The 22,786-nt window shown below is 37.1% G+C and carries 24 protein-coding genes; 19 read left to right on the plus strand and 5 right to left on the minus strand.

All coding sequences use genetic code 11. The features are described 5' to 3' along the window. Window positions 1–42 precede the first annotated feature (42 nt). Complete coding sequence (locus AC0L0O_RS00915) at window positions 43–264, minus strand: DeoR family transcriptional regulator (protein ID WP_000805512.1); 222 nt, start codon at window positions 262–264, stop codon at window positions 43–45. 357 nt (window positions 265–621) lie between these two features. Here AC0L0O_RS00915 and pepV point away from each other — a divergent pair, with 357 nt between their 5' ends. The 4 genes from pepV (at window position 622) to AC0L0O_RS00935 (ending at window position 5,983) form a co-directional block, all read left to right on the plus strand. Then, window positions 622–2,028 (plus strand): dipeptidase PepV, encoded by a 1,407-nt coding sequence (gene pepV, locus AC0L0O_RS00920; protein WP_375361486.1) that lies wholly within the window; start codon window positions 622–624, stop codon window positions 2,026–2,028. A 103-nt stretch (window positions 2,029–2,131) separates the two neighbouring features. Beyond that, window positions 2,132–2,677: an RNA 2',3'-cyclic phosphodiesterase gene (thpR, locus tag AC0L0O_RS00925; protein ID WP_000433238.1), complete on the plus strand. Its 546-nt coding sequence runs from the start codon at window positions 2,132–2,134 to the stop codon at window positions 2,675–2,677. A 137-nt stretch (window positions 2,678–2,814) separates the two neighbouring features. Then, on the plus strand, window positions 2,815–4,956 hold the full coding sequence (gene pulA / locus AC0L0O_RS00930) for a type I pullulanase (protein ID WP_000921731.1): 2,142 nt from the start codon (window positions 2,815–2,817) through the stop codon (window positions 4,954–4,956). Window positions 4,957–5,185: 229 nt separating this feature from the next. Beyond that, window positions 5,186–5,983, plus strand: coding sequence for a phosphotransferase family protein (locus AC0L0O_RS00935; RefSeq protein WP_001055736.1), 798 nt, complete (start codon window positions 5,186–5,188; stop codon window positions 5,981–5,983). 3 nt (window positions 5,984–5,986) lie between these two features. Here the strand turns inward: AC0L0O_RS00935 and AC0L0O_RS00940 are convergent, their stop codons facing one another. Continuing rightward, window positions 5,987–6,265 (minus strand): YtzH-like family protein, encoded by a 279-nt coding sequence (locus tag AC0L0O_RS00940; RefSeq protein WP_001122234.1) that lies wholly within the window; start codon window positions 6,263–6,265, stop codon window positions 5,987–5,989. Window positions 6,266–6,497: 232 nt separating this feature from the next. Here AC0L0O_RS00940 and trmB point away from each other — a divergent pair, with 232 nt between their 5' ends. Beyond that, window positions 6,498–7,151: a tRNA (guanosine(46)-N7)-methyltransferase TrmB gene (trmB, locus tag AC0L0O_RS00945; RefSeq protein ID WP_001239380.1), complete on the plus strand. Its 654-nt coding sequence runs from the start codon at window positions 6,498–6,500 to the stop codon at window positions 7,149–7,151. Between the two features lie 69 nt (window positions 7,152–7,220). Next, window positions 7,221–8,075: a YtnP family quorum-quenching lactonase gene (locus tag AC0L0O_RS00950; RefSeq protein WP_000436869.1), complete on the plus strand. Its 855-nt coding sequence runs from the start codon at window positions 7,221–7,223 to the stop codon at window positions 8,073–8,075. A 235-nt stretch (window positions 8,076–8,310) separates the two neighbouring features. On the opposite strand, the gene AC0L0O_RS00955 is transcribed toward AC0L0O_RS00950, so the two are convergent. After that, complete coding sequence (locus AC0L0O_RS00955) at window positions 8,311–8,622, minus strand: PepSY domain-containing protein (RefSeq protein ID WP_000118540.1); 312 nt, start codon at window positions 8,620–8,622, stop codon at window positions 8,311–8,313. Window positions 8,623–8,770: 148 nt separating this feature from the next. On the opposite strand from AC0L0O_RS00955, the gene AC0L0O_RS00960 reads away from it, so the two are divergent. The 9 genes from AC0L0O_RS00960 (at window position 8,771) to murC (ending at window position 19,880) form a co-directional block, all read left to right on the plus strand. Further along, entirely contained in the window at window positions 8,771–9,844 is a 1,074-nt protein-coding gene (locus AC0L0O_RS00960; RefSeq protein ID WP_001031502.1) for a M42 family metallopeptidase, read from the plus strand. A gap of 240 nt (window positions 9,845–10,084) precedes the next feature. Continuing rightward, entirely contained in the window at window positions 10,085–10,594 is a 510-nt protein-coding gene (locus AC0L0O_RS00965; RefSeq protein WP_000869966.1) for a DUF84 family protein, read from the plus strand. A gap of 83 nt (window positions 10,595–10,677) precedes the next feature. Further along, entirely contained in the window at window positions 10,678–10,992 is a 315-nt protein-coding gene (locus tag AC0L0O_RS00970) for a thioredoxin family protein (RefSeq protein WP_000838193.1), read from the plus strand. 78 nt (window positions 10,993–11,070) lie between these two features. After that, complete coding sequence (locus AC0L0O_RS00975; RefSeq protein ID WP_000784592.1) at window positions 11,071–11,883, plus strand: DUF1444 domain-containing protein; 813 nt, start codon at window positions 11,071–11,073, stop codon at window positions 11,881–11,883. Continuing rightward, window positions 11,880–12,494, plus strand: coding sequence for a YtpR family tRNA-binding protein (gene ytpR / locus AC0L0O_RS00980; protein ID WP_001006759.1), 615 nt, complete (start codon window positions 11,880–11,882; stop codon window positions 12,492–12,494). Before AC0L0O_RS00975 ends, ytpR begins: the two co-directional genes overlap by 4 nt. Before the next feature lie 270 nt (window positions 12,495–12,764). After that, the gene (locus tag AC0L0O_RS00985; RefSeq protein ID WP_274451351.1) at window positions 12,765–13,109 is read left to right on the plus strand and encodes a thiamine transporter; all 345 of its coding nucleotides are present in this window, start codon (window positions 12,765–12,767) and stop codon (window positions 13,107–13,109) included. A gap of 221 nt (window positions 13,110–13,330) precedes the next feature. After that, the gene (locus tag AC0L0O_RS00990; protein ID WP_428890036.1) at window positions 13,331–17,137 is read left to right on the plus strand and encodes a DNA translocase FtsK; all 3,807 of its coding nucleotides are present in this window, start codon (window positions 13,331–13,333) and stop codon (window positions 17,135–17,137) included. Window positions 17,138–17,198: 61 nt separating this feature from the next. Continuing rightward, complete coding sequence (locus AC0L0O_RS00995; RefSeq protein WP_000658369.1) at window positions 17,199–18,317, plus strand: nicotinate phosphoribosyltransferase; 1,119 nt, start codon at window positions 17,199–17,201, stop codon at window positions 18,315–18,317. Window positions 18,318–18,569: 252 nt separating this feature from the next. After that, the gene (murC, locus tag AC0L0O_RS01000) at window positions 18,570–19,880 is read left to right on the plus strand and encodes a UDP-N-acetylmuramate--L-alanine ligase (protein WP_000219466.1); all 1,311 of its coding nucleotides are present in this window, start codon (window positions 18,570–18,572) and stop codon (window positions 19,878–19,880) included. A gap of 55 nt (window positions 19,881–19,935) precedes the next feature. Here murC and AC0L0O_RS01005 read toward each other — a convergent pair whose 3' ends face one another. Both AC0L0O_RS01005 and AC0L0O_RS01010 read right to left on the minus strand, forming a co-directional pair. Further along, the gene (locus AC0L0O_RS01005; RefSeq protein WP_001031383.1) at window positions 19,936–20,598 is read right to left on the minus strand and encodes an HAAS signaling domain-containing protein; all 663 of its coding nucleotides are present in this window, start codon (window positions 20,596–20,598) and stop codon (window positions 19,936–19,938) included. Next, window positions 20,595–20,939, minus strand: a complete 345-nt coding sequence (locus AC0L0O_RS01010; RefSeq protein WP_000414135.1) for a PadR family transcriptional regulator — start codon at window positions 20,937–20,939, stop codon at window positions 20,595–20,597. Before AC0L0O_RS01010 ends, AC0L0O_RS01005 begins: the two co-directional genes overlap by 4 nt. Window positions 20,940–21,074: 135 nt before the next feature. Here AC0L0O_RS01010 and AC0L0O_RS01015 point away from each other — a divergent pair, with 135 nt between their 5' ends. The 4 genes from AC0L0O_RS01015 to AC0L0O_RS01030 all read left to right on the plus strand — a co-directional run bounded on the left by AC0L0O_RS01015 (window position 21,075) and on the right by AC0L0O_RS01030 (window position 22,753). Continuing rightward, window positions 21,075–21,629: a GNAT family N-acetyltransferase gene (locus tag AC0L0O_RS01015; protein WP_000494669.1), complete on the plus strand. Its 555-nt coding sequence runs from the start codon at window positions 21,075–21,077 to the stop codon at window positions 21,627–21,629. A gap of 90 nt (window positions 21,630–21,719) precedes the next feature. Further along, window positions 21,720–22,124, plus strand: coding sequence for a PH domain-containing protein (locus AC0L0O_RS01020; protein WP_098638935.1), 405 nt, complete (start codon window positions 21,720–21,722; stop codon window positions 22,122–22,124). Then, a complete protein-coding gene (locus tag AC0L0O_RS01025; RefSeq protein ID WP_000878347.1) occupies window positions 22,121–22,303 on the plus strand; it encodes a hypothetical protein in 183 nt (60 codons plus the stop codon). Before AC0L0O_RS01020 ends, AC0L0O_RS01025 begins: the two co-directional genes overlap by 4 nt. Window positions 22,304–22,318: 15 nt before the next feature. Beyond that, window positions 22,319–22,753, plus strand: coding sequence for a lipoprotein (locus tag AC0L0O_RS01030; protein ID WP_000757111.1), 435 nt, complete (start codon window positions 22,319–22,321; stop codon window positions 22,751–22,753). Window positions 22,754–22,786 lie beyond the last annotated feature (33 nt).

Consider the following 22,786-nt stretch of genomic DNA (forward strand, 5'->3'; position numbering starts at 1 on the left):
TTAGAAAGGGGTATGTATTTATTTACATACAATTATTTTTCGTTATGAGGTCATTCTCACTTTCTTTCCTGTTGTTGTCCACTTACCGCGGCAAGGGCTATACACGAGTTCATTAAACTGCAACACATTTAGATCACGTTGTATCGTTCGCGGTGTGATCCCGAACTCATCTACAAGGTCTTTCGTCGTTACCGTTCCGTTTTCATTGATGTACATATAAATTGATTTAATGCGTGTTAGCATACGAGTAGTTGTAGGTTTCAAGAGAAAACCACTCCTCTACTAGTTTTTTTGACCCCATTCAGGAAAGAAGGTCGTTACTACCATTGTACTCTACATGATAAAATTCATGCTTTAATCTACTTAAATTTTACAGAAATTTAACAAATATTCATATAGAAAAATATTGGTAGTTGACATTTTATATATGGTCAGTCAACTAACACATAAAATTCTACGTAAAACGCCAAATTCCTGCAAATTTTTTTGAAAAAATAAAAGAAAAACTAATGAGAAATATCTGAAATATTACAATTGTTCGGTATTTGGTTTTCGTGTATGGCATAAGAGATTTCGGTTTGTTATGATGAAAGAAACAATATAGTAAAGGATGGATGCGTGATGTCAGCAATTAATTGGACAGAAGAAGTTGCAAAACGAAAAGATGATTTAATTCGTGATACACAACAATTTTTACAAATTAAAAGTGTATGGGAAGAAGAGTCGGCAAAAGAGGGCGCACCGTTCGGTGAAGGTGTAGAAAAAGCTCTATCTTTCATGTTACATAAAGGAGAAACGGAAGGTTTTACTTCTAAAAATTTAGAAGGGTATGCAGGTCATCTTGAAATGGGACAAGGAGAAGAATTAGTAGGTATTCTTTGTCACGTTGACGTTGTACCAGAAGGAGATGGTTGGACGACTCCTGCATATAGTGCAGATATTCGCGATGGAAAGATTTTTGCACGTGGTGCAATTGACGATAAAGGCCCAACGATGGCAGCTTATTATGCGATGAAAATTGTGAAAGAATTAGGTTTACCTCTTTCAAAACGCGTTCGTATGATTTTAGGAACAGATGAGGAAAGCAATTGGAAATGTGTAGATCACTACTTTAAAAATGAAGAAATGCCAACAATCGGTTTTGCACCAGACGCGGACTTCCCAATTATTAATGCAGAAAAAGGAATTTCTGATATACAAGTTGTGCAAAATGGTAGTGAAGAGAAGAAAGGTGCATATGAACTTGTTTCATTTGAGTCAGGTCGCCGTTTAAATATGGTTCCTGATTTTGCAGAAGCGGTTGTTACAGGAGAAGATGTAAATGCACTTACAGTAGCATATGAAGAGTATTTACAAACTGCTAAAAAAATAGGTGAAGCAATTGTAGAAGGTAATACGGTGACATTGCAAATTAAAGGGATTTCAGCTCACGGATCTACTCCTGAAAAAGGAGAAAATGCAGGTTTATTACTGGCAAACTTCTTAACGACAGTTGCTCTTGATGGGAAAGCAAATGCATTTGCAACGTTTGCAACAGAAACATTTACTGGTGATATTTTTGGAGAAAAGGCTACGATTGCTTATAAAGATGAAGTTAGCGGTCCATTGACAGTGAATGTTGGTCGCCTTTCTTATACGAAAGAGAATGGTGGTAATTTAGGATTAAACGTACGTTATCCAGTTACGACTAACTTTGAAGAAATGATTGCAAAGTTAAAAGAATATGTAGGTACTCATGGATTTGCAGTAGCGGATTATTCGAACTCTCGCCCGCATCACGTTGATAAAGATCACGTATTAATTCGTACGTTGCAGAGTGTATACGAAGAGCAAACAGGTGAAAAAGCAGAACTATTAGCAATCGGCGGCGGTACTTACGCTCGTTCATTAAAAGCTGGTGTTGCATTTGGCCCATTGTTCCCTGGAAAAGAAGAACTTGCACATCAAAAAGACGAGTATATTGAAATTGAGGACTTATTAAAAGCAACAGCAATTTATGCGCAAGCAATTCATGAATTAGCGAAATAATGGATATATAAATAATGACCGCTCTCTATTTTGGAGGGCGGCTTCTTTTTACCTGAATGAGATAAGAAAGAAAAGCAACAATAGAAAGAAGGAGAAGATGTACATGGAGCCACATTATTTTGTCGCGATTACGTTACCAAATCATATAAAAGAAGTGCTGTCTAACTATAGAGAGGAAATGCAGGAGGAATTACCATTTCGTTCGTGGGTACATAAAGAAGACTATCATATTACCCTTTCATTTTTAGGTAGTGCGACAGAGGAACAATTAGAAGGAATACAGAATGGATTACAAACACTTATAGAAACGAAAGAACTATCGTTCACATTACAAGGGTTTTCAACGTTTGGTATGGAAGACAGACCGCGTATTTTTTGGGCAAAGGTAAGCGAGAATCAAGATTTGTTTCCATTACAAAAGCAAGTACACGCTATTTGTGAAGGGAATGGATTTTCTTTAGAAACGCGCCCGTATCATCCGCATATTACTGTTGCTCGTAAATGGGTAGGAGAAAAAAGGTTTGTTTTAGAACATATAAAGGAAGTGCCTGAAATATCATTTCAAGCGGATACGATTACTTTATACGAATCTCACGTGAAAGAAGCGCCGAAGTATAAAGCGATTGCTGAAATAAAATTACAAAAATAGAATGTATGAAAACGTTTTTTATACAGGTGAATATACTATAAAGAACAATGTGTTACTGTATAGGGCTTCGCTGATAAGAAAAGCCTTATCATTTGCAGCTCGTTTCATTTTAACTTTAAGAATGATGGTGATTTTTTATGTTGAAAGTAAAACGTCCATTTGATGCCTATTTAGATGAAATGAATAAAATTACAATTTTGCTCCCACATGCGTATGGAACAAGTCGGACATTTCGTTTGCAAGAAGGAAGTAACGTGAAAGATTTACCGATTGCTCATACAATTGCGCTTCCGGATGCAACGAAGTATGAGTGCTTTATAGAAGAGCCGCTAGATGTGGGGAAGTATTATACAGTACGAGATGAACGGAATGAAGAAACAGATTTACAAATAGGTGCTGTCATAAGAACAGAGATTTTCGATGAAAAGTATTATTACGAAGGTACAGATTTAGGGGCTGTATATCAAAAAGAAGCAACTACATTTAAAGTATGGGCTCCAACTGCGAGGCTTGCGAAAGTAAGAATTTATAAAAGTGATAAAGAATATACCGATCACGAAATGCACAGAGAAGAAAATGGGGTATGGGCTCATACATTACAAGGCGATTTAGCCGGGGAAAAGTATACATTTCTTGTTTGTATTAATTTAATATGGAATGAAGCTGTGGATCCTTATGCAAAATCAGTGACTGTAAATGGGAAGTACGGCGTTGTTATCGATTTGGAAAAAACAAATGTAACAAAGCAAGAGCAATTACCACCATTACAAGCAATGACAGATGCTATATTGTATGAACTGCATATTCGTGATGCTACTATTCATGAGGGCAGTGGAGTGAGTAAAAAAGGAACGTATAAAGGGCTAATGGAAGAAGGAACAACAGGGCGAAATGGGACGTTAACAGGTTTGTCTCATATAAAAGATTTAGGTGTTACACATGTTGAATTATTGCCTTTATATTGTTTCGGTGGTGTAGATGAGGCGAATCCTTCTTCTGCATATAATTGGGGTTACAATCCATTATATTACAACGCGCCAACGGGGTTTTATGCTACAAACCCATCTGACCCGTATAACAGGATCTTAGAGTGTAAGCAACTGATTGAAACATTTCATGAACACGGCATTAGGGTGATTATAGATGTTGTATATAATCATGTGTATGAAAGAGAGCTATCATCATTTGAAAAGCTTGTCCCAGGATATTATTTTCGTCATGGTGAAAATGGTATGCCTTCTAATGGGACGGGAGTCGGAAATGATATAGCATCTGAACGGAAAATGATGAGGAAATTCATTGTAGAGTCTATTTTATATTGGCTTACGGAATACAATGTTGATGGATTCCGGTTCGACTTAATGGGGATTTTAGATGTCGATACAATCAATATAATAGAAAAAGAAGTGCGAAACATAAAGCGAGATGCATTGCTATTAGGAGAAGGGTGGGATCTGCAAACACCACTTCCTCTAGAGGAAAAAGCAACGTTAAATAATGCAAACAAAATGACGCATATTGCGCAATTTAATGATCAATTTCGTGATGGGATAAAAGGGAGTACCTTTCATATAAATAAACGTGGTTTTGCATTTGGTGGGCATGTAGACCGTAATCATTTGCGGTATATAGCATCAGGAAGCCTTTTGAGTATGAAAGAAACAGGTTTGTTTCTAGAGCCTGTGCAAAGCATTAACTATGTAGAATGTCATGACAATATGACGATGTGGGATAAACTAATGCGCAGTAATGAAGAGTCGGAAGAGATTTTGAAAAAACGTCACGTGCTAGCAACTGCAATGGTGATTCTGTCGCAAGGCATCCCTTTCTTACATGCTGGGCAAGAGTTTTATCGTACGAAGCAAGGGAATGAAAATAGTTATAATGCAAATGATGAAATTAATCAATTAGATTGGGATCGAAAAGAGAAAGAAATAGAGACCGTTAACTATATAAAAGGTTTAATTGCGATTCGTAAAGAGCACGGAGCATTCCGATTACAAAACGCAGACTTAATAAAAAAGCACATGACTTTTTTGCAAACATCTCCAGAAGTACTTGCATACCACTTAGAGTACGTAGAATTGTTTGGACCGTGGAAAGAGATTGTCGTTTTATTTAATAGCAGTTTAGAAGCGAAAACGGTGCAACTTCCGAAAGAAGAAACGTGGCATGTGTTAGTAAACGAAAAGCAAGCGAAAATAGAGCCAATTTCTTCATTTAGAGGAAAGGAACTTAGGCTCTCTCCAATTAGCACGTATATATTGACGATAATGTGACAAATCGCTACTTGACGGTGAGAATGTAATAAATGTAGAATTGACAAAGGTGACGATTTTGATAAGTTGTCATTCTATGGCTGGTTTTGTAAAATAAAATAGAGAGTTTTTGGCTTATGCCAAATTTTCTTTTCATTTACAGTAAAATATATATGAATCCACAACATGTGTAGAAATGTTGCGGTTTTTCTTTTCATAACTATAAAAGATAAGGATTTGTTAACGGGTAATGAATATGGAATGGTTGGAACAATTATTAGGAAAAGAGTGGAGTCTTGTACCGGCTGGTGGAGTAACGGGCGATGCATATATTGCGCAAAACGGACAACAGAAGTTATTTTTAAAGCGGAATACATCGCCCTTTTTAGCGGTATTGTCAGCAGAAGGAATTGTTCCAAAATTACTTTGGACAAGAAGGGTAACGAACGGTGATGTAATTTCTGCTCAAAAATGGCTTCCGGGACAGAAGTTAGAGCCAGAGGATATGAAACTAGAACGTGTTGCGAAACTTTTGAAGAAAATACACTCCTCTAAAGCACTTGTGCAGATGATTCAGAGACTTGGGAAGCAGCCGCTTCACGCACAAGAGTTATTACAACAACTGCAACTTGTTTTAAGAGGAGATATAAGGGATGAGGAAACAATTCAGCAAGGTCTTCAATATTTAATGGATTCATTAAAAGATATTGAATACAACGAATTCGTTGTATGCCATTGTGATGTAAACCATAACAATTGGCTATTGTCGGATGAAGATGAGTTGTTTTTAATTGATTGGGATGGAGCTGTAATTGCTGACCCAGCTTTAGACCTCGGTATGTTATTATATTGGTACATTCCGCGCCAAGAATGGAGTGAGTGGCTCGGTTATTATGATATTGAAATGGATGAATCACTGCTTAAACGTATGAGATGGTATGTGATAGCGCAAACGATTTTATCTATTCAATGGCATACAACAAAAAAGCAGCAAGCAGAAGCTGAATATTGGCATCAATATTTACAGCAACTACTTGCTTCAGAGTAATACTTAAGAAAAATTGTCCATTCCAGCAATCCACTGAGTAAGTTGTTCTTGATTATTGGAAATGTGGTTGTCCAAATTAGAGGAAGATTTACCCGATTGACTATAAGAATATACATCGTTTAGCATTGCTTTAGCGTCACTACTTATATTATCGTTTGCGAGTAACGATTGAATGAGACGCTCTAATTGCTCGCATTCAGAAACTGTCCCGCAACAATCACTTTGGTGATTGACTAAAATATCTTTCAGCACTTCTAATTGATGTTGTTGATTAATTGGCATGAACGGATCATCCTTTCGATTGTTTTTCTCTTCTTAGAAAAGTAAGAGAAAAAGCTGTTTCGTCATGGAATGTTTAATGCTGTATGTAGTTTTTATCAAAATGGTACATCTTATACTTGAAAGAAACGGACCGAGTGCTCGTACGTACTTGGTTTTTTGTTTGGTAGATTGATTAAAACAGAAAGAAGGAATTATTCCTTTAAAATAGCTATGTAAAGAGAGGGAAACATCTATGCGTTTAAGACATAAACCATATGCAATGGATCGAATTAATGAGTATTCACATATCGTAATCGGAAACCCAGAGGAGCGCGCTGGTAACTGGAAAGAAGTATTTGGAAATGAACAGCCAATTCACATTGAAGTAGGTACAGGTCGTGGCCGTTTTATGTATGATATGGCAAAAGCAAATCCTCATATTAATTATATTGGAATTGAAAAATTCACAAGTGTTGTTGTAGATGCACTTGATAAATTAATTGAAGAAGAATTACCGAACTTGAAATTAATTAATAAAGATGCTGAAGATTTAACAGTGTTCTTTGCAAAAGGTGAGATTGATCGCGTGTATTTAAACTTCTCAGATCCATGGCCAAAGAAACGTCATACGAAGCGTCGTTTAACGTATAAAACGTTTTTACGCAATTATGAAGAAGTGTTAGTAGAAGGCGGAGAAATTCATTTCAAAACAGATAACCAAGGTTTATTTGAATATTCTCTTATGAGTATGGCTGAGTATGGTATGTTACTAACTTACTTAAGCTTAGATCTTCATAACAGCGACTTTGAAGGTAACATTATGACTGAGTACGAAGAGAAATTCTCTAGTAAAGGTCATCGCATTTACCGAGTAGAAGCAAAATATCGTACAGAGCCTATGCAGTAATGCATAGGTTTTTTGTGTCTAAAATAATCAGAATTTTATGTTAGTATTGTAAGGAAAGGGGGATGAAAAATGGAACAGTTACAAATTGGAGATATAAAAGTGACGTGGCTAAAAGGTGGGAATACACATTTAGATGGAGGAGCAATGTTTGGGGTTGTGCCGAAAGTACTTTGGTCACGTAAATATAAACATAATGATACAAATCATATTTATTTACGAACAGATCCGTTACTTTTGCAAACGAAAGACGGTAATATGCTCATTGATTCTGGAATAGGAAACGGTAAATTGAATGAGAAGATGAAGCGAAATCAAGGTGTAACAGAAGAATCATCGGTTTATGAATCATTAGAAAAACTAGGATTAAAGCCTGAAGATATTCACTACGTTTTAATGACGCATCTTCATTTTGATCATGCATCTGGTTTAACAAAATGGGAAAGTGATTACCTTGTGCCAGCTTTTCCAAATGCAAAAATTTATGTAAGCGAAACAGAGTGGAATGAAATGAGGAACCCAAATATTAGATCACGTAATACATATTGGAAGGAAAATTGGGAGCCGATTGTAGATCAAGTTGTTACGTTTCAGCAAGAAATAGAAATTACGGATGAAATAAAAATGGCGCATACAGGCGGCCATAGTGACGGACACGCAGTGATCGCTTTAGAAAGCAAAGGGGAAACGATGCTGCATTTAGCAGACCTATTGCCGACGCACGCCCATCAAAATGTATTATGGGTCATGGCTTATGATGATTATCCGATGACATCGATTGAAAATAAGCAAAAGTGGATGAAGTATGGAGCTGAAAAGGATGCTTGGTTTACATTTTATCATGACGCATATTACCGTGCAGTAAAGTGGAATGAGGAAGGGCATATTGTAGAAAAGATAGAGAGAAAAACGAGTATAGAAGCATAAAAAGAGCAGGTTGTTCCAGAATATTTGCTGGAGCGACCTCTTTTTTATTGTCGGCTTTTGTCGGTAAGTCGATATAATTGGGAAATCGCCGATATAAACGGAGTTGCGCCGATATAAATGAGGAATCGCTGATATAAATCGAGATACGCCGATATATTCGAAAAATCGCCGATATAATTTCAATCCCTACCCACAATTAAAAAATAAGAGGTTCACCTAATGGGAACCCTCCTGTTTATGCTGCTATAACCTCTAAAACAGTACCTGTTTTAGCATCAACTAAAAATTCAAATCGTTCTTGTATATCATTTAACATCGTTGTAAGACCGCCGCGATAAACTTCATATGCGACATCATATTTTTCAAATGTCTCTGGAACCATATGTACCCAAGAGCCAGTAATTTCACCTTTATGACTTAATGCTTGTTTCACCATTTTCAATGCTTTTTCTGAAGAAATATGGGATTGTTCTTGTACTTTGTTTGCAACGAAATAACCAGCTGCGAACCCAACGCCAAGACCTGCTACTAAACCTTTCCAGCTCATACATTCACCTCAATTCTATAAAATAAAAATAGTGTACCGATAATAATTATAAAGCAAATACAGCTAAAAAAGAAGAAACTAGAAACATTTCGAAAATTTCGTTACAATAAAAGAGGTATTCTACTAAGGTTTGAAAGAAGGGGACTTCGTGAATAAAGAGACATTACAATTATTTCGTACGTTAACAGAATTACAAGGTGCATCAGGTTTTGAACATGATGTGCGCCGTTTTATGAAGCAAGAATTAAGCAAATATGCAGATGAAATTGTACAAGACGGTTTAGGTAGCGTATTTGGTCTGAAAAAAGGGGACGAAACTGGCCCGCGTGTTCTTGTAGCAGGTCATATGGATGAAGTAGGTTTCATGATTACGCAAATTACGAAAAACGGAATGCTTCGTTTTCAACCGTTAGGCGGCTGGTGGAGCCAAGTACTATTAGCGCAACGCGTACAAGTGATGACGAAGAATGGTCCTGTTATTGGGGTTGTTGGTTCTATCCCTCCTCATTTATTAAGTGACGCGCAACGTGCAAAACCGATGGATATAAAAAACATGTTAATTGATATAGGTGCAGATAGCTATGAAGATGCGATTGAAATTGGTGTAAAACCAGGACAACAAATCGTACCAATCTGCCCGTTTACGCCGATGGCAAACGAAAAGAAAATTATGGCGAAAGCTTGGGACAACCGTTACGGATGTGGTCTTGCAATCGAATTACTAAAAGAATTAAAAGACGAAACATTACCAAACACATTATACTCTGGTGCGACTGTACAAGAAGAAGTTGGTCTTCGCGGTGCACAAACTGCTGCAAATATGATTCAACCAGATATTTTCTATGCGCTTGATGCAAGTCCAGCAAACGATGCATCTGGTGACAAAACACAGTTCGGTCAATTAGGAAAAGGTGCTCTTCTTCGTATTTACGATCGTACGATGGTAACACATAGAGGAATGCGTGAATTCATTTTAGATACAGCAGAAACACACAACATTCCGTACCAATACTTTATTTCACAAGGCGGTACAGATGCGGGACGTGTACATACAAGTAACTCAGGTGTCCCATCAGCAGTAATTGGTGTTTGCGCACGTTACATTCATACACATGCTTCTATTTTACATGTTGATGATTATGCAGCAGCGAAAGAGCTAATTACGAAGCTTGTAAGAGCAACAGATAAAACGACGTTAGAGACAATTAAGAATAACGCGTAAGGAGGAAGGGCGAAAAACCCTTCTTTTTTTAGGTTGAATAGATGCTCGAACGATGTATTAAGATCCCGAGTATGAAGAGAGAGGTAGGCTGTTTTGGTGTAGAGGTCCGCAATGTTACTCGATCACCTCTTCTTTTTAGAGTGAAGAGGTAATCGAGTAATTGGTCATGGTGGCGGTGCTCCCATGTATAAAGAATAACTTGATTAAAGTAAGATGATGAATTTTATAGAGGTGAACGAAATGAAAGTAGTAGTTGGATCAAAGAATAAAACGAAGGTTGGAGCTGTGGAGAAGGTTTGGAGTGATGCCGAAATTACATCTCTTTCTGTTCCTTCAGGAGTAGCAGCACAACCGTTTTCAGATGAAGAGACGATGCAAGGAGCGATCAATAGAGCGAAGCGAGCGCTAGAGAAAGGAGAAGCTCAAATTGGTATTGGACTAGAAGGCGGCGTGATGAAAACGGAGTACGGTTTATTTATGTGTAATTGGGGCGCGCTAGCAACAAGTGATGGTAAAATATTTGTTGCCGGCGGGGCACGTATTACGTTACCGGATGATTTTTTAGCACCTCTTGAAGAGGGCAAGGAGTTAAGTGAAGTGATGGAAGAGTTTGTACAGAGAAAAGATATTCGTAGCCACGAAGGTGCAATCGGTATTTTTACAGATGATTATGTCGATCGCACGGAATTATTTGTACACGTTGTTAAGTTACTTGTTGGGCAATATAAGTATGACGAAAAGCAAGCATAAACCTTGCACCGTGCGCGATGTATGGTAGTATAAAAGAAAGATTATAACATGAAAAAATGCACTCGTTAGAGGAGGAAATATAGATGAAATCATTAGAAAGCATGGAGCAATTCCAACAATTAAAAAATGAAGAGAATGTAGTCTTTATGTTCTCAGCAGAATGGTGTCCAGACTGCCGCTTTGTAGATCCATTTATGCCGGAAGTAGAAGAGAAATATAGTGATTTCTCATTTTACTATGTAGATCGTGACGAGTTTATTGATCTATGCGTAAAATTAGACGTATTTGGCATTCCGAGCTTTGTAGCGTACAATAAAGGTGAAGAAACAGGTCGCTATGTAAACAAAGATCGTAAAACACAAGAACAAATCGAAGAGTTCATTGAAGGTTTAAAATAAGGCAATTTGCCAATTGAATTGTAAAACAACCTCTACCTTCGCGGGGGAGGTTATTTTTTTGGAAGGGAGGAAAAAGAGATGAAGATGACAAGTAAAAAGATGAAAGATGAGTTAATGAAGAAATTATCTCGTCCGGAATGGGACTTTCACTATGATAGCGAGAAAGAGGTTCTACGTATAGAACAGAAAGACTCGAAAAAAGGTATTAACGTATCGCTTCCAGGAGTTGTGGCAAAATGGGAAGTGAATAAAGAAAAAGCAATCGAAGAGGTTGCCTATTACGTACAAGAAGCGTTAATTGCGATGCATAAGGAAGAAAATAGCGCGGCAAAAATTTTACCTGTTATTCGCTCTACTTCTTTCCCGAAACAAGCAGAAGAAGGAAATCCGTTCATTATGACGGATCATACGGCGGAAACACGTATTTACTATGCGCTAGATTCGAATAAAACATATCGTCTTATTGATGAGCGTTTATTACAAAAATTAGGGCTTACAGAGCAACAAGTGCGTGAAATGGCATTATTCAACGCTCGCTCATTAGGTTATGAATTTAAACAAGACACAGTGGCAGGTAATACATTCTACTTTTTAAACACAAATGATGGATATGATGCGACTCGTATTTTAAACGAATCGTTACTACAATCGATGCGTGAAAAGATTTCTGGTGACATGGTTGTTGCTGTTCCTCACCAAGATGTATTAATTATTGCTGATATCGTCAACGAAATCGGTTATGATATTATTGCACAAATGACAATGAAATTTTTTGCCGAAGGGCATGTTCCGATTACATCACTTTCATTCGTATATGAAGATGGGGACTTTGAACCAATCTTTATTTTAGCGAAGAATCGGAAGAAGACAGATGGAAAAGAGAAAGGATGAACGAAGTGAACGTTTTTTACAACCTTGAAGGAATTGGTGACACTCTAATTGTTGCCTTACAAGATATTACTTTAGAGAACCGTACTTTTGATCGCAAAGGAGATGTTGCTCGCGTATACGATCGTGAAAGCAACGAAACAGCAGGATTCAACATCTTTAATGCATCTTCTTACTTAGAAGTAAAAGAAACAGGTAACCTTACGTTAACGAAAGAACTTGTAGAAAAAATTAACGAAATTTTAGCGAAGAACGGCTTTGAAGAAACAGTAGAAGCAGATCTTTCTCCAAAATTTGTTGTAGGCTATGTAGCTGAAAAAGAAAAACATCCAAATGCTGATAAGCTAAACATCTGTAAAGTAGAAATCGGTACAGAAACATTACAAATCGTATGTGGCGCACCAAACGTTGATGCAGGACAAAAAGTTGTCGTTGCAAAAATCGGCGCTGTAATGCCAAGCGGTATGTTAATCAAGCCAGCTGAGCTTCGCGGAGTTCCTTCTGCTGGAATGATTTGTTCAGCACGTGAATTAGAGCTTCCAGATGCTCCACAAGAAAAAGGTATTCTTGTATTAGAAGATAGCTTTGAAGTTGGACAAGAGTTTAAATTTTAATTGATATAAGAAAAGAGAGGGTGTCCTTTTGGGCAGCCTCTCTTTTTATTTTGTCATCTTTTGTCGGTAAGTCGATATTCATTGTCGAATCGTTGATATATTGCGAGTTACGATAGATATATTTGAAAAATCGTTGATATATTGCGAGTTGTGACAGATATATTCAAAAAATCATTCATATTATAAGGATGTCACCTTTTTTCACAAAATCTATATTGTATTTTATAAGCAATCTAGTTAAAATTTAGAAAAATAGAAGGGGATAGACGTATGAAACAACGACTAAAAATCGCAGAACTTCTGAAACGAATTGAAACTTCAAAACAGCAAGATATCGAGTTAGGTACTTATGAGATATATTTGTTTAGTCAAAATGAATTAGAAAAAGGACAAATCGGTTATCGATATGATAAACATCAAAATTCATTAATAAGTGAAGAAAACGGAAAATGGAAAGATGAATGGATTGTTATTGGATATGAAACAGATATGGGAGACCCAGTTTTCGTGAATATCGATGATGATGCGTATCCAGTGTATACGGCAGAGCGTGGTACAGAAGTGTGGCAACCCGTTCATATTGGAAATATAGATGAGATTATAAAACAATTATAAAAAACTTTGAGACCGGTGCAAAGTGTAACGGATAGTGTAGATGAATATTGGAAGAGTAAAGCTTAAACGCAGTCTTACGTGTAAGGCTGCGTTTTTCTATATGAAAACACTCGTAAATTAGAATAATATGGATAAATATGACATGCTTAATTTTACCTGCACTTTTTGCCGAATGCTGATACAATAAAGGATGTTACTATTTAGTAGAAAGAGTGGTAAGCATGTTAGATTGGATGAAAAAGCTGTTTAACAAAGAGGAAGAACAAACAGCGATGAATAAAGAAGTACCAAAGCAAGTTGAAAGTCAGCCGAAAATTCCTCGTGTAAACCACTACACTGAAGCAAGAGAAGCACAAATGGCAAGTAGGAATGCAGGTAAATGCCGTTTTCCATTAGTACCGGATAATGGGTTCGATGAAGAGGATGTTATAGAAACAGGGCGTTTTGAAGAACAACCTGTTCAAGCTGTAACATATGAAAATGAGCCTATTCAAAGAGGAATCAAAGTGGAAAGAAGCAGACGACAGTATGTGGAGAAGGTAGTTTCTACATATGAAGAACCGGAAATGCAATATGAACCGGAGCGAGAACCTGTCGTAAAGAAAGCATCTACACCAGCGCAAGAAAGTAACCGTAGACCATTTCGTCCAACAGAAATGATTTCGCCAATTTACGGATATAATCGTCCTTCAGTAGAGAAAAAGGAAGAAAAGCAGGAGGAAGTAAAGGAAAGAGAAGACCTTGAAATATCTGTAGAGGGCAAATCAGTCGTTGATGCATGGTTAGAGAAAAAAGGATATACATTATCTGATTTCTCAGAAGGACAAGCACCGACTTCTTCTAGTCATAGAGCTGCTAACGAGCAAGGAGAGCGACAATATGAAGAGAGTAAAAAGGAAGAAAAGTCAGTTGTCGATCAATGGCTAGAGAAAAACGGTTATGAAATCGAACGCCAAGAGCCTATAGTAGAAGAAAAAGAAGTGGTTCAAGAAATGAGTGCACCGCAGGAAGTTCCAGCGGCTGAATTACTTCATGAAACAATTGCTGAGCGCATGGAAGGTGCGAAGCAAGAAAGTGATGTAGTGGACAAAAACATTCTACAAGAGGAATTAGTAGATTCTAAAGTAGAGCACGAGGATACAATATTATCAGAAGAAATTAAACGTAGTACAGAAATAGAACAACCTACTATTGAAGTAGAAAAACAAGCACCAGAAGAATCAGTGATTGTCAAAGCAGAAGAAAAACTTGAAGAAACAATTGTTGTAGAAATACCAGAAGAAGTGGAAGTAATTGCAGAAGCGGAAGAACCAGAAGAAGTAGAAGTAATTGCGGAAACAGAAGAGTCAGAAGAAGTAGAAGTAATTGCGGAAACAGAAGAGTTAGAAGAAGTGGAAGTAGTTGCAGAAACAGAAGAGTTAGAAGAAGTGGAAGTAACTGCAGAAACAGAAGAATTAGAAGAAGTGGAAGTAGTTGCAGAAACAGAAGAGTTAGAAGAAGTGGAAGTAATTGCAGAAACAGAAGCACCAGAAGAAGTGGAACCTGTAGCACTTGAGGAAATGCAACAAGAAATGGTGTTAAATGAAGCAATTGAACAAAAGAATGAATTCATACATGTTGCTGTGGCTGATGAACAAACGAAAAAAGATGTTCAAAGCTTTGCGGATGTTTTAATTGCGGAGGAACAATCAGTTGTAGAAGAAACACCGATTGTAGAAGAACAACCAGTTGCAGAAGAAGCACCGGTCGTAGAAGGACAATCAGTTGTAGAAGAAGCACCGATTGTAGAAGAACAACCAGTTGCAGAAGAAGCACCGGTCGTAGAAGAACAATCAGTTGTAGAGGAAGCACCGATTGTAGAAGAAGCACCGATCGTAGAAGGACAATCAGTTGTAGAAGAAGCACCGATTGCAGAAGAACAACCAGTTGCAGAGGAAACATCGGTCGTAGAAGAACAACCAGTTGCAGAGGAAGCACCAGTGGTAGAAGAACAACCAGTTGTACAAAAAGAAGAACCAAAACGTGAGAAAAAGCGTCACGTACCATTTAATGTTGTTATGTTGAAACAAGATAGAGCGCGATTAATGGAAAGACATGCGTCTAGAACGAATGGAATGCAATCTTCTATGAGTGAAAGAGTAGAGAATAAGCCTGTACATCAAGTAGAAGAACAACCACAAGTGGAAGAAAAGCCAATGCAACAAGTAGTAGTGGAGCCACAAGTGGAAGAGAAACAAATGCAGCAAGTAGTGGAGCCACAAGTGGAAGAAAAACCAATGCAACAAGTAGTAGTGGAACCACAAGTGGAAGAAAAACCAATGCAACAAGTAGTAGTGGAGCCACAAGTGGAAGAAAAACCAATGCAGCAAGTAGTGGTAGAACCGCAAGTGGAAGAAAAACCAATGCAGCAAGTAGTGGTAGAACCGCAAGTGGAAGAAAAACCAGTGCAGCAAGTAGTAGAGCCACAAGTGGAAGAAGTGCAGCCAGTACAACAAGTAGTGGCAGAGCAAGTACAAAAGCCAATTTCAAGTACGGAAGTAGAAGAGAAAGCATATGTTGTAAATCAAAGAGAGAATGATGTGCGCAATGTATTGCAAACGCCACCGACGTATACGATTCCATCATTAACATTACTATCGATTCCGCAGCAAGCAGCGTTAGATAATACGGAATGGTTGGAAGAACAGAAAGAATTATTAGATACAACGTTTAATAATTTCCACGTTGGCGCACATGTTATTAATGTATCGCAAGGTCCAGCAGTAACTCGTTTTGAAGTACAGCCAGACCCAGGTGTAAAAGTAAATAAAATTACAAACTTAAGTGATGATATTAAGCTAAGTTTAGCTGCGAAAGATATTCGTATTGAAGCGCCGATTCCAGGAAAGAGTGCGATTGGAATTGAAGTTCCAAATAAAGAAAGTAAGCCAGTATTTCTTCGTGAAATTTTAAGAAGTCCTGTGTTTACAAAGAGTGAATCACCGCTTACAGTTGCACTTGGACTTGATATTTCAGGCGATCCAATTGTAACGGATATTCGAAAAATGCCACACGGACTTATTGCGGGTGCAACGGGTTCTGGTAAAAGTGTGTGTATTAACGCCATTTTAACAAGCATTTTATATAAAGCGAAACCACATGAAGTGAAGTTAATGTTAATTGATCCGAAGATGGTTGAGCTTGCACCATACAATTCTGTTCCGCATCTTGTAGCACCTGTTATTACGGATGTAAAAGCAGCGACAGCTGCATTAAAATGGGCAGTTGAAGAAATGGAGCGCCGTTATGAATTGTTTGCGCACGCAGGTGCTCGTGATTTAACTCGCTACAATACGATTGTAAGTGGGCGAGAAATTCCGGGAGAGACATTACCTTATATCGTTATTGTCATTGACGAGTTAGCCGACTTAATGATGGTAGCACCTGGTGATGTTGAGGAAGCAATTTGTCGTATTGCGCAAAAAGCACGTGCTTGTGGTATTCATTTATTAGTAGCGACGCAGCGTCCATCTGTAGATGTTATTACAGGTTTAATTAAGTCAAACATTCCAACGCGTATTGCGTTTACTGTATCATCTCAAGTTGATTCGCGTACGATTATTGATATTGGGGGCGCAGAGAAATTACTTGGCCGTGGTGATATGTTATTCTTAGGGAACGGTACATCTAAGCCAGTTCGTGTACAAGGTGTATATGTATCGGATGATGAGATTGAAAAGACAGTTGATCATGTGAAAAAGCAAATGAAGCCAAATTACTTATTTAAGCAAGAGGATTTATTAGCGAAAACAGAACAAGCCGAGTCGGAAGACGAATTGTTCCTTGATGCATGTCAATTTGTTGTAGAACAAGGGGGAGCGTCCACATCTTCTGTACAGCGAAAATTCCGCATCGGTTATAATCGCGCGGCACGTCTCATTGAAGAGATGGAATCGCAAGGAATTATTTCTGAAGGTAGAGGAACGAAACCGAGAGATGTCCTTATTTCCGAGGATGAATTTGCCGCTATGCAGGAAACAAATGTATAGTAAACGGTTTTGCTGTATACTAAGAGAAAATGTTGGATAGTAAAGTAGGGAGTAAAGCGACATGAAAGAAATTGAATTAAAATTAAAAGGTGAAATAAATAGACTAACAAATAAAACATTTAAATTTGACGAACGCGTTGGAGAAGGTTGGTTCTCTGCCGTTTACTTTTTAAAGACTAGAGAAATCATCGAAGAATTTCGCCCGAAAAGTGTTGTAACGATGCAATTTTTCCAAAAGGAAAATGCAGTTCTTTGCGGAACAGATGAAGTCATTGCATTGCTACAAACATTCGCTAAAAATCCTGAGGAACTTGAAATTAACTCTTTAAAAGATGGCGATAAAATTAGTCCATTTGAAACAGTGTTAACAATTCATGGTCCTTATGAAAATTTCGGATTTTTAGAAGGTGTCATTGATGGGATTTTAGCTCGTCGTACATCGGTTGCAACAAACGTATATAACGTTGTCCAAGCTGCGCGTAGCGTAGATAAAGAAAAACCAGTTATTTTCATGGGAGACCGTGATGATCATTATACACAACAAGCTGGTGACGGTTATGCAGCATACATCGGAGGTATGAGCGCACAAGCGACGCATGCGATGAATGAATGGTGGGGCAAAAGTGGTATGGGGACGATGCCTCACGCATTAATTCAAATGTTTAATGGTGATGTTGTGGAAGCGGCAAAAGCATATCATAAGAAATTCCCAGAAGATGAATTAGTTGTATTAATAGATTACAACAATGATGTCATTACAGATGCACTTCGCGTAGCGCGTGAATTTGGATCAACATTAAAAGGTGTACGTGTAGATACGTCTCGCACGATGATTGATCAATACTTCATTCGCCACCCAGAAGTACTTGGAACATTCGATCCACGTGGTGTAAACCCATCGCTTGTATTCGCACTTCGTAAAGCACTTGATGAGGAAGGATTCCAGCATGTAGACATCGTTGTAACTGGTGGATTTGATGAGAAGCGTATTCGTGAATTTGAAGCTCAAAACGTACCTGTTGATATATACGGAGTAGGAAGTAGCTTATTAAAAATGAATATTGGCTTTACTGGTGATAACGTAGAATTAAATGGAAAACCAGAAGCAAAAGCTGGTCGTAAATATCGTCCAAACCCACGTTTAGAGCGTGTTCAATTAGAAAAAAGAGAAGATATGTAAAAGAGAGAAAAACTGATAGGTGATTGACCCTATCAGTTTTTCTGTTATCATAGTATAGCGGCTTCTTTTTTGCTATAATGGATTTGTTATGAACATAAAAAAGAAGTACGTACGAGTTTATCCTGATAAGTGAAGGAAAGAATAACTTCACTACATCAAAAATGTATGATGATTACCAAAATAAGAAAAGATTCATATACTGTCTTATAGATAGGCCGTTGTATTAGTTCGAAATGTTGGAGGTTCTTTAAGATGACAGTTTACCATTTTGTAGGAATTAAAGGAACAGGAATGAGTTCATTAGCGCAAATTCTTCATGACATGAAGCATACTGTTCAAGGGTCTGATTATGAAAAGCGTTTCTTTACACAAACAGCGTTGGAAAAGCGTAATATCTCGATTCTTCCTTTTGATAAAAGTAATGTAAAAGAAGGACAAGTGATTATTGCGGGAAATGCATTTCCTGATACGCATGAAGAAATCGTAGCAGCAAAAGAATTAAACATCCCAGTACATCGTTACCATCACTTCTTAGGTGATCTTATGAACCAATACACAAGTGTTGCTGTAACTGGTGCACATGGAAAAACATCAACAACTGGTTTGTTAGCCCATGTAATGCAAGGTGCACACCCTACATCTTACCTTATTGGAGATGGAACAGGGCATGGGGTAGAAAATAGTAAGTATTTTGTATTTGAAGCTTGTGAGTATCGTCGTCATTTCTTGTCTTACAATCCAGACTATGCAATTATGACAAACATTGATTTTGATCATCCAGATTATTTCACAGATATCAATGATGTATTCAGTGCATTCCAAGAGATGGCATTGCAAGTGAAAAAAGGCATTATTGCATGTGGAGATGATGAAGAACTTCAAAAAATTCAAGCGAAAGTACCTGTTATTTTCTATGGATTTGGAGAAGATAATGATTTCCAAGCACGTAACATTCAAAAGAGAACTGACGGTACTATTTTCGATGTATTCGTTCGTAATACGTACTATGACACGTTCAAAATTACAGGCTACGGCAACCACAGCGTATTAAATGCATTAGCAGTAATCGCGCTTTGCCATTATGAAAACGTTGATGTAGAAGCAGTTAAGCATCAGCTAACAACTTTTGAAGGCGTAAAACGTCGCTTTAATGAAAAGCCAATGGGAGAGCAAGTTATCATTGATGACTATGCACACCATCCGACAGAAATTAATGCAACGATTGAAGCAGCTCGTCAAAAACATCCAGAGCGTGAAGTTGTCGCTGTATTCCAGCCACACACATTCTCACGTACAGAAAAGTTCTTAGATGAGTTCGCTGAAAGCCTAAGCAAAGCTGATCAAGTATACTTATGTGATATTTTTGGATCAGCGCGCGAAAACAAAGGTGAATTAACAATCGAAGATCTGCAAAAGCGTATTGACGGTGCAGAATTAATTACAGATACAACAACGGATGTATTAAAGAAACATAAAAACGGCGTTCTCATTTTCATGGGCGCAGGAGACATCCAAAAATTCGAAGCAGCTTACGTAAAAGAAGTTCAAGTTGCAGAGAAGTAATAAAAAAGACGCATAGCGGTGGCTGTGCGTCTTTTTTTGTTGTGTTAGATATATGTTAAAAAGCATTGATAGGTTGGTATTGTTTATTCTTTTTGTAGAGTTGTTTTAACAAAAAGATATAAATTGAACTAAAAAGTACATATCCAATTAAATAATAGAATGAAAACATATCGAATTGTTTTGTTATGATGATGCGAATTGCGAAAAAAGTAAAAGGAAGAGCGATTAAAAGCCTTGAGCTAATGGAAATTATTGTTTTAAAGTATTTTAATAAGTCTGTATTCCAATGGTTTTCTCTACAGATAAACCAAATGTTACTTGCTATAAAAGCTAGTACAAAGGGCAAATTAGCTGAAATATTGATGAAGCCTAGTACAATAGGTACTGATAGAGCGCCAAGTGGACCGATAGATAGGCCAGAATAATATTTAATAAATGTATTTGTAGATTGTTGTGCTTCTTCAATAACGTCTGTATATTCTGCTGCAATTTCCTTTGCTAGTTCTTTTGGAGGAAGAAATTCTGCAATCACTTGTGAAGGGATGTTTGCTGGTGGTATTCTTTCACTTTCTTTACTTAATGCATTTTCGTATAAATCGGATTTGATTTCTAGCACATGTTGTTCGCGTGCTGATGTAGGTAAGTTCATTAAACCTTTCTGAAAATCGTGTAAGAAAGAAATAATGAGTTCATTTGAAAAGAATTGTTCTTTGTTCATTTTTTATCCTCTCCTTTAGCTAGTAACATTAGAGCATGATACACTGCATCATAATCATGTAAGCGACTATTTAAAATTTCTCTCCCTTCGTCTGTAATGCGATAGTATTTTCTTTTTGGGCCATCACCGGACTCTTCCCAATAGGAAATAGCCCAATTGTTTTTCGTGATTCGATTTAATATAGGGTAAATCGAACCGTTCGGAATATGAAACACAGGGATAGCTTGTAATGCGCTTGTAATCTCGTATCCGTACATAGGTTGTTTGCTTATTAAGGACAATATAGCGAGATCAAAAACACCTTTACGTAATTGAATTATAAAATTATCATTTTTTTCCATACTTTAACTATATATGATACGTATCTATATATCAATCATATATAGTTGTTTTTTATTTAAATGAAAATAAATTATTTAACATTTTTTACCTATAGATGTTAGAATAATAAGAAAACTAAAAAGGGGCCGAAAACCATGTTCACACTCCGAGTAGACGACGAAATTGAATTACAGTTATTAGAGAAGCATCATAAAGAGGAACTATATCAATTAATAAATCAAAACCGTAATCATTTAAGAAGATGGCTTCCTTGGGTAGATGGGACGAAATCTGCTGATGCTTATAATGAGATTTGTCCGATGTGGTTAAAGAAGTTTGCAGAGGGAGACGGTTTTGAAAGTGGCATACGTTATAAAGGAAAGCTCGTTGGTATGGTAGGTATTCATCCAGTGAGCTGGGGGAAGAAAGCGGCAAGTCTTGGATATTATCTTGCAGAAGATGCTGGCGGGAAAGGTATTATGACGCGTAGCGTAAAGGCTGTACTTCACTATGCATTTGAGAATTTAAAATTAAATAAAATGGAAATTAGATGCGGTGTTGAAAATGTGAAAAGCCGTGCTATTCCAGAGCGTTTAGAGTTTAAGTTAGATGGTATTTTAAGAGATGAAGAATGGCTATATGATCATTTTCATGATATCGCAGTATATAGTTTACTAGCTTCAGAATGGAAAGAGATTCAAGATAAGTAAGGTATATGGTTTAAAGAGGTCATTTAGAAATGGCCTTTTTTTATGAATTAAAATGGAATTAATGGTATAATTTAGGGTGGGGGTGCATGTATGAATTTTCCGATTCAAAGAAGTAAGTCAGTAGTATTTTTCGTTTGTCTCACGTTAGCTTTTATGTTTGTATATCCACTCGTCATGATTATCGCAAATAAAGAACAGTGGATGTCAGCGTTAATTGGGATGGGATTATGTTTCATTGTAAATGTCCCGCTCGTTTGGGAAGTATTTATTAAAAAGCATAAAGTAGAAAATGGTGTATTAAAGTACGGTATTTTAAATGACGATATCGTATTGAAAGAGATAAGAATCATTCGTCAAGTTGGGAAAAATCTTGAAATTACGACGAATTCATATAAAGTACACCTGCTTGCGATGCCGCAACATATGAAGCAGTTTTTATCACTTGTAGAAAAAGAGAATCCACATGTGAAAATAGAAATGGTGGGTAAGAAATGAAATATGTAAAACCTTTATTTTGTTTGGAAATTTTGTTTGTAATTGTTGGCTGCACTAGAGTATATACGAAATGGAATCTGCCTTTATATGTTCCGATAGTAATTGGTACTATTGCAGTGGCACTTTTGTATTATTTTCACTTTCAGCAAACAAAAAGCGAGAAAAGTAGGTCTATGTAGTTAGGAGGATTAGAAATGAAAAAAGTCCTTATGTTATTTGTACTTCTGCTAACCGCATCGATTCTTTTAATAGGATGTAGTACGAAGAAGGAAAAGGCAGGTATGAACTTAGAAAAGGCACAAAAAGTTGAAATTGAATCACTTACTGATTCAAGTGAGAAGAAAGTAATTACCGATAAGAAAGAAATTGAAAAGCTGTTTGAAGTCATGAAAATGGATAAGTGGGAAATGCAGTCGGCTCCTTTAGATACTCCGCAAGGGAAAACATTTAAAATGTACCAAGAGGATACAACAAAATTATCGGAGTCGAGTAAAGATAAAAAGGAGTTACATGAAATTGGTACGATGACAGTATATAAAGATGTCCCTTATGTTGAAGTTGAAATGAAAAATAAGAAAATGAGTTTTAAAGTGCCAGAAGATGTGGCGAAAGACTTATTAAAATATTAAAAAAACGCTCAGAGAAAACTCCGAGCGTTTTTA

The sequence above is a fragment of the Bacillus sp. GS3m_15504 genome, assembly GCF_055825275.1.

Bases quoted from the DNA above. Each gene is read 5' to 3' on its own strand.
- AC0L0O_RS00950 (WP_000436869.1), top strand. From the start codon at position 7,221: ATGGAACAGTTACAAATTGGAGATATAAAAGTGACGTGGCTAAAAGGT.
- AC0L0O_RS01015 (WP_000494669.1), top strand. From the start codon at position 21,075: ATGTTCACACTCCGAGTAGACGACGAAATTGAATTACAGTTATTAGAG.
- AC0L0O_RS01020 (WP_098638935.1), top strand. From the start codon at position 21,720: ATGAATTTTCCGATTCAAAGAAGTAAGTCAGTAGTATTTTTCGTTTGT.
- AC0L0O_RS00990 (WP_428890036.1), top strand. From the start codon at position 13,331: ATGTTAGATTGGATGAAAAAGCTGTTTAACAAAGAGGAAGAACAAACA.
- AC0L0O_RS01010 (WP_000414135.1), bottom strand. From the start codon at position 20,939: ATGGAAAAAAATGATAATTTTATAATTCAATTACGTAAAGGTGTTTTT.
- thpR (WP_000433238.1), top strand. From the start codon at position 2,132: ATGGAGCCACATTATTTTGTCGCGATTACGTTACCAAATCATATAAAA.
- AC0L0O_RS00995 (WP_000658369.1), top strand. From the start codon at position 17,199: ATGAAAGAAATTGAATTAAAATTAAAAGGTGAAATAAATAGACTAACA.
- pepV (WP_375361486.1), top strand. From the start codon at position 622: ATGTCAGCAATTAATTGGACAGAAGAAGTTGCAAAACGAAAAGATGAT.
- AC0L0O_RS00955 (WP_000118540.1), bottom strand. From the start codon at position 8,622: ATGAGCTGGAAAGGTTTAGTAGCAGGTCTTGGCGTTGGGTTCGCAGCT.
- AC0L0O_RS00975 (WP_000784592.1), top strand. From the start codon at position 11,071: ATGAAGATGACAAGTAAAAAGATGAAAGATGAGTTAATGAAGAAATTA.
- ytpR (WP_001006759.1), top strand. From the start codon at position 11,880: ATGAACGAAGTGAACGTTTTTTACAACCTTGAAGGAATTGGTGACACT.
- AC0L0O_RS00985 (WP_274451351.1), top strand. From the start codon at position 12,765: ATGAAACAACGACTAAAAATCGCAGAACTTCTGAAACGAATTGAAACT.
- AC0L0O_RS01005 (WP_001031383.1), bottom strand. From the start codon at position 20,598: ATGAACAAAGAACAATTCTTTTCAAATGAACTCATTATTTCTTTCTTA.
- murC (WP_000219466.1), top strand. From the start codon at position 18,570: ATGACAGTTTACCATTTTGTAGGAATTAAAGGAACAGGAATGAGTTCA.
- AC0L0O_RS00940 (WP_001122234.1), bottom strand. From the start codon at position 6,265: ATGCCAATTAATCAACAACATCAATTAGAAGTGCTGAAAGATATTTTA.
- pulA (WP_000921731.1), top strand. From the start codon at position 2,815: ATGTTGAAAGTAAAACGTCCATTTGATGCCTATTTAGATGAAATGAAT.
- AC0L0O_RS00965 (WP_000869966.1), top strand. From the start codon at position 10,085: ATGAAAGTAGTAGTTGGATCAAAGAATAAAACGAAGGTTGGAGCTGTG.
- AC0L0O_RS01025 (WP_000878347.1), top strand. From the start codon at position 22,121: ATGAAATATGTAAAACCTTTATTTTGTTTGGAAATTTTGTTTGTAATT.
- trmB (WP_001239380.1), top strand. From the start codon at position 6,498: ATGCGTTTAAGACATAAACCATATGCAATGGATCGAATTAATGAGTAT.
- AC0L0O_RS01030 (WP_000757111.1), top strand. From the start codon at position 22,319: ATGAAAAAAGTCCTTATGTTATTTGTACTTCTGCTAACCGCATCGATT.
- AC0L0O_RS00935 (WP_001055736.1), top strand. From the start codon at position 5,186: ATGAATATGGAATGGTTGGAACAATTATTAGGAAAAGAGTGGAGTCTT.
- AC0L0O_RS00970 (WP_000838193.1), top strand. From the start codon at position 10,678: ATGAAATCATTAGAAAGCATGGAGCAATTCCAACAATTAAAAAATGAA.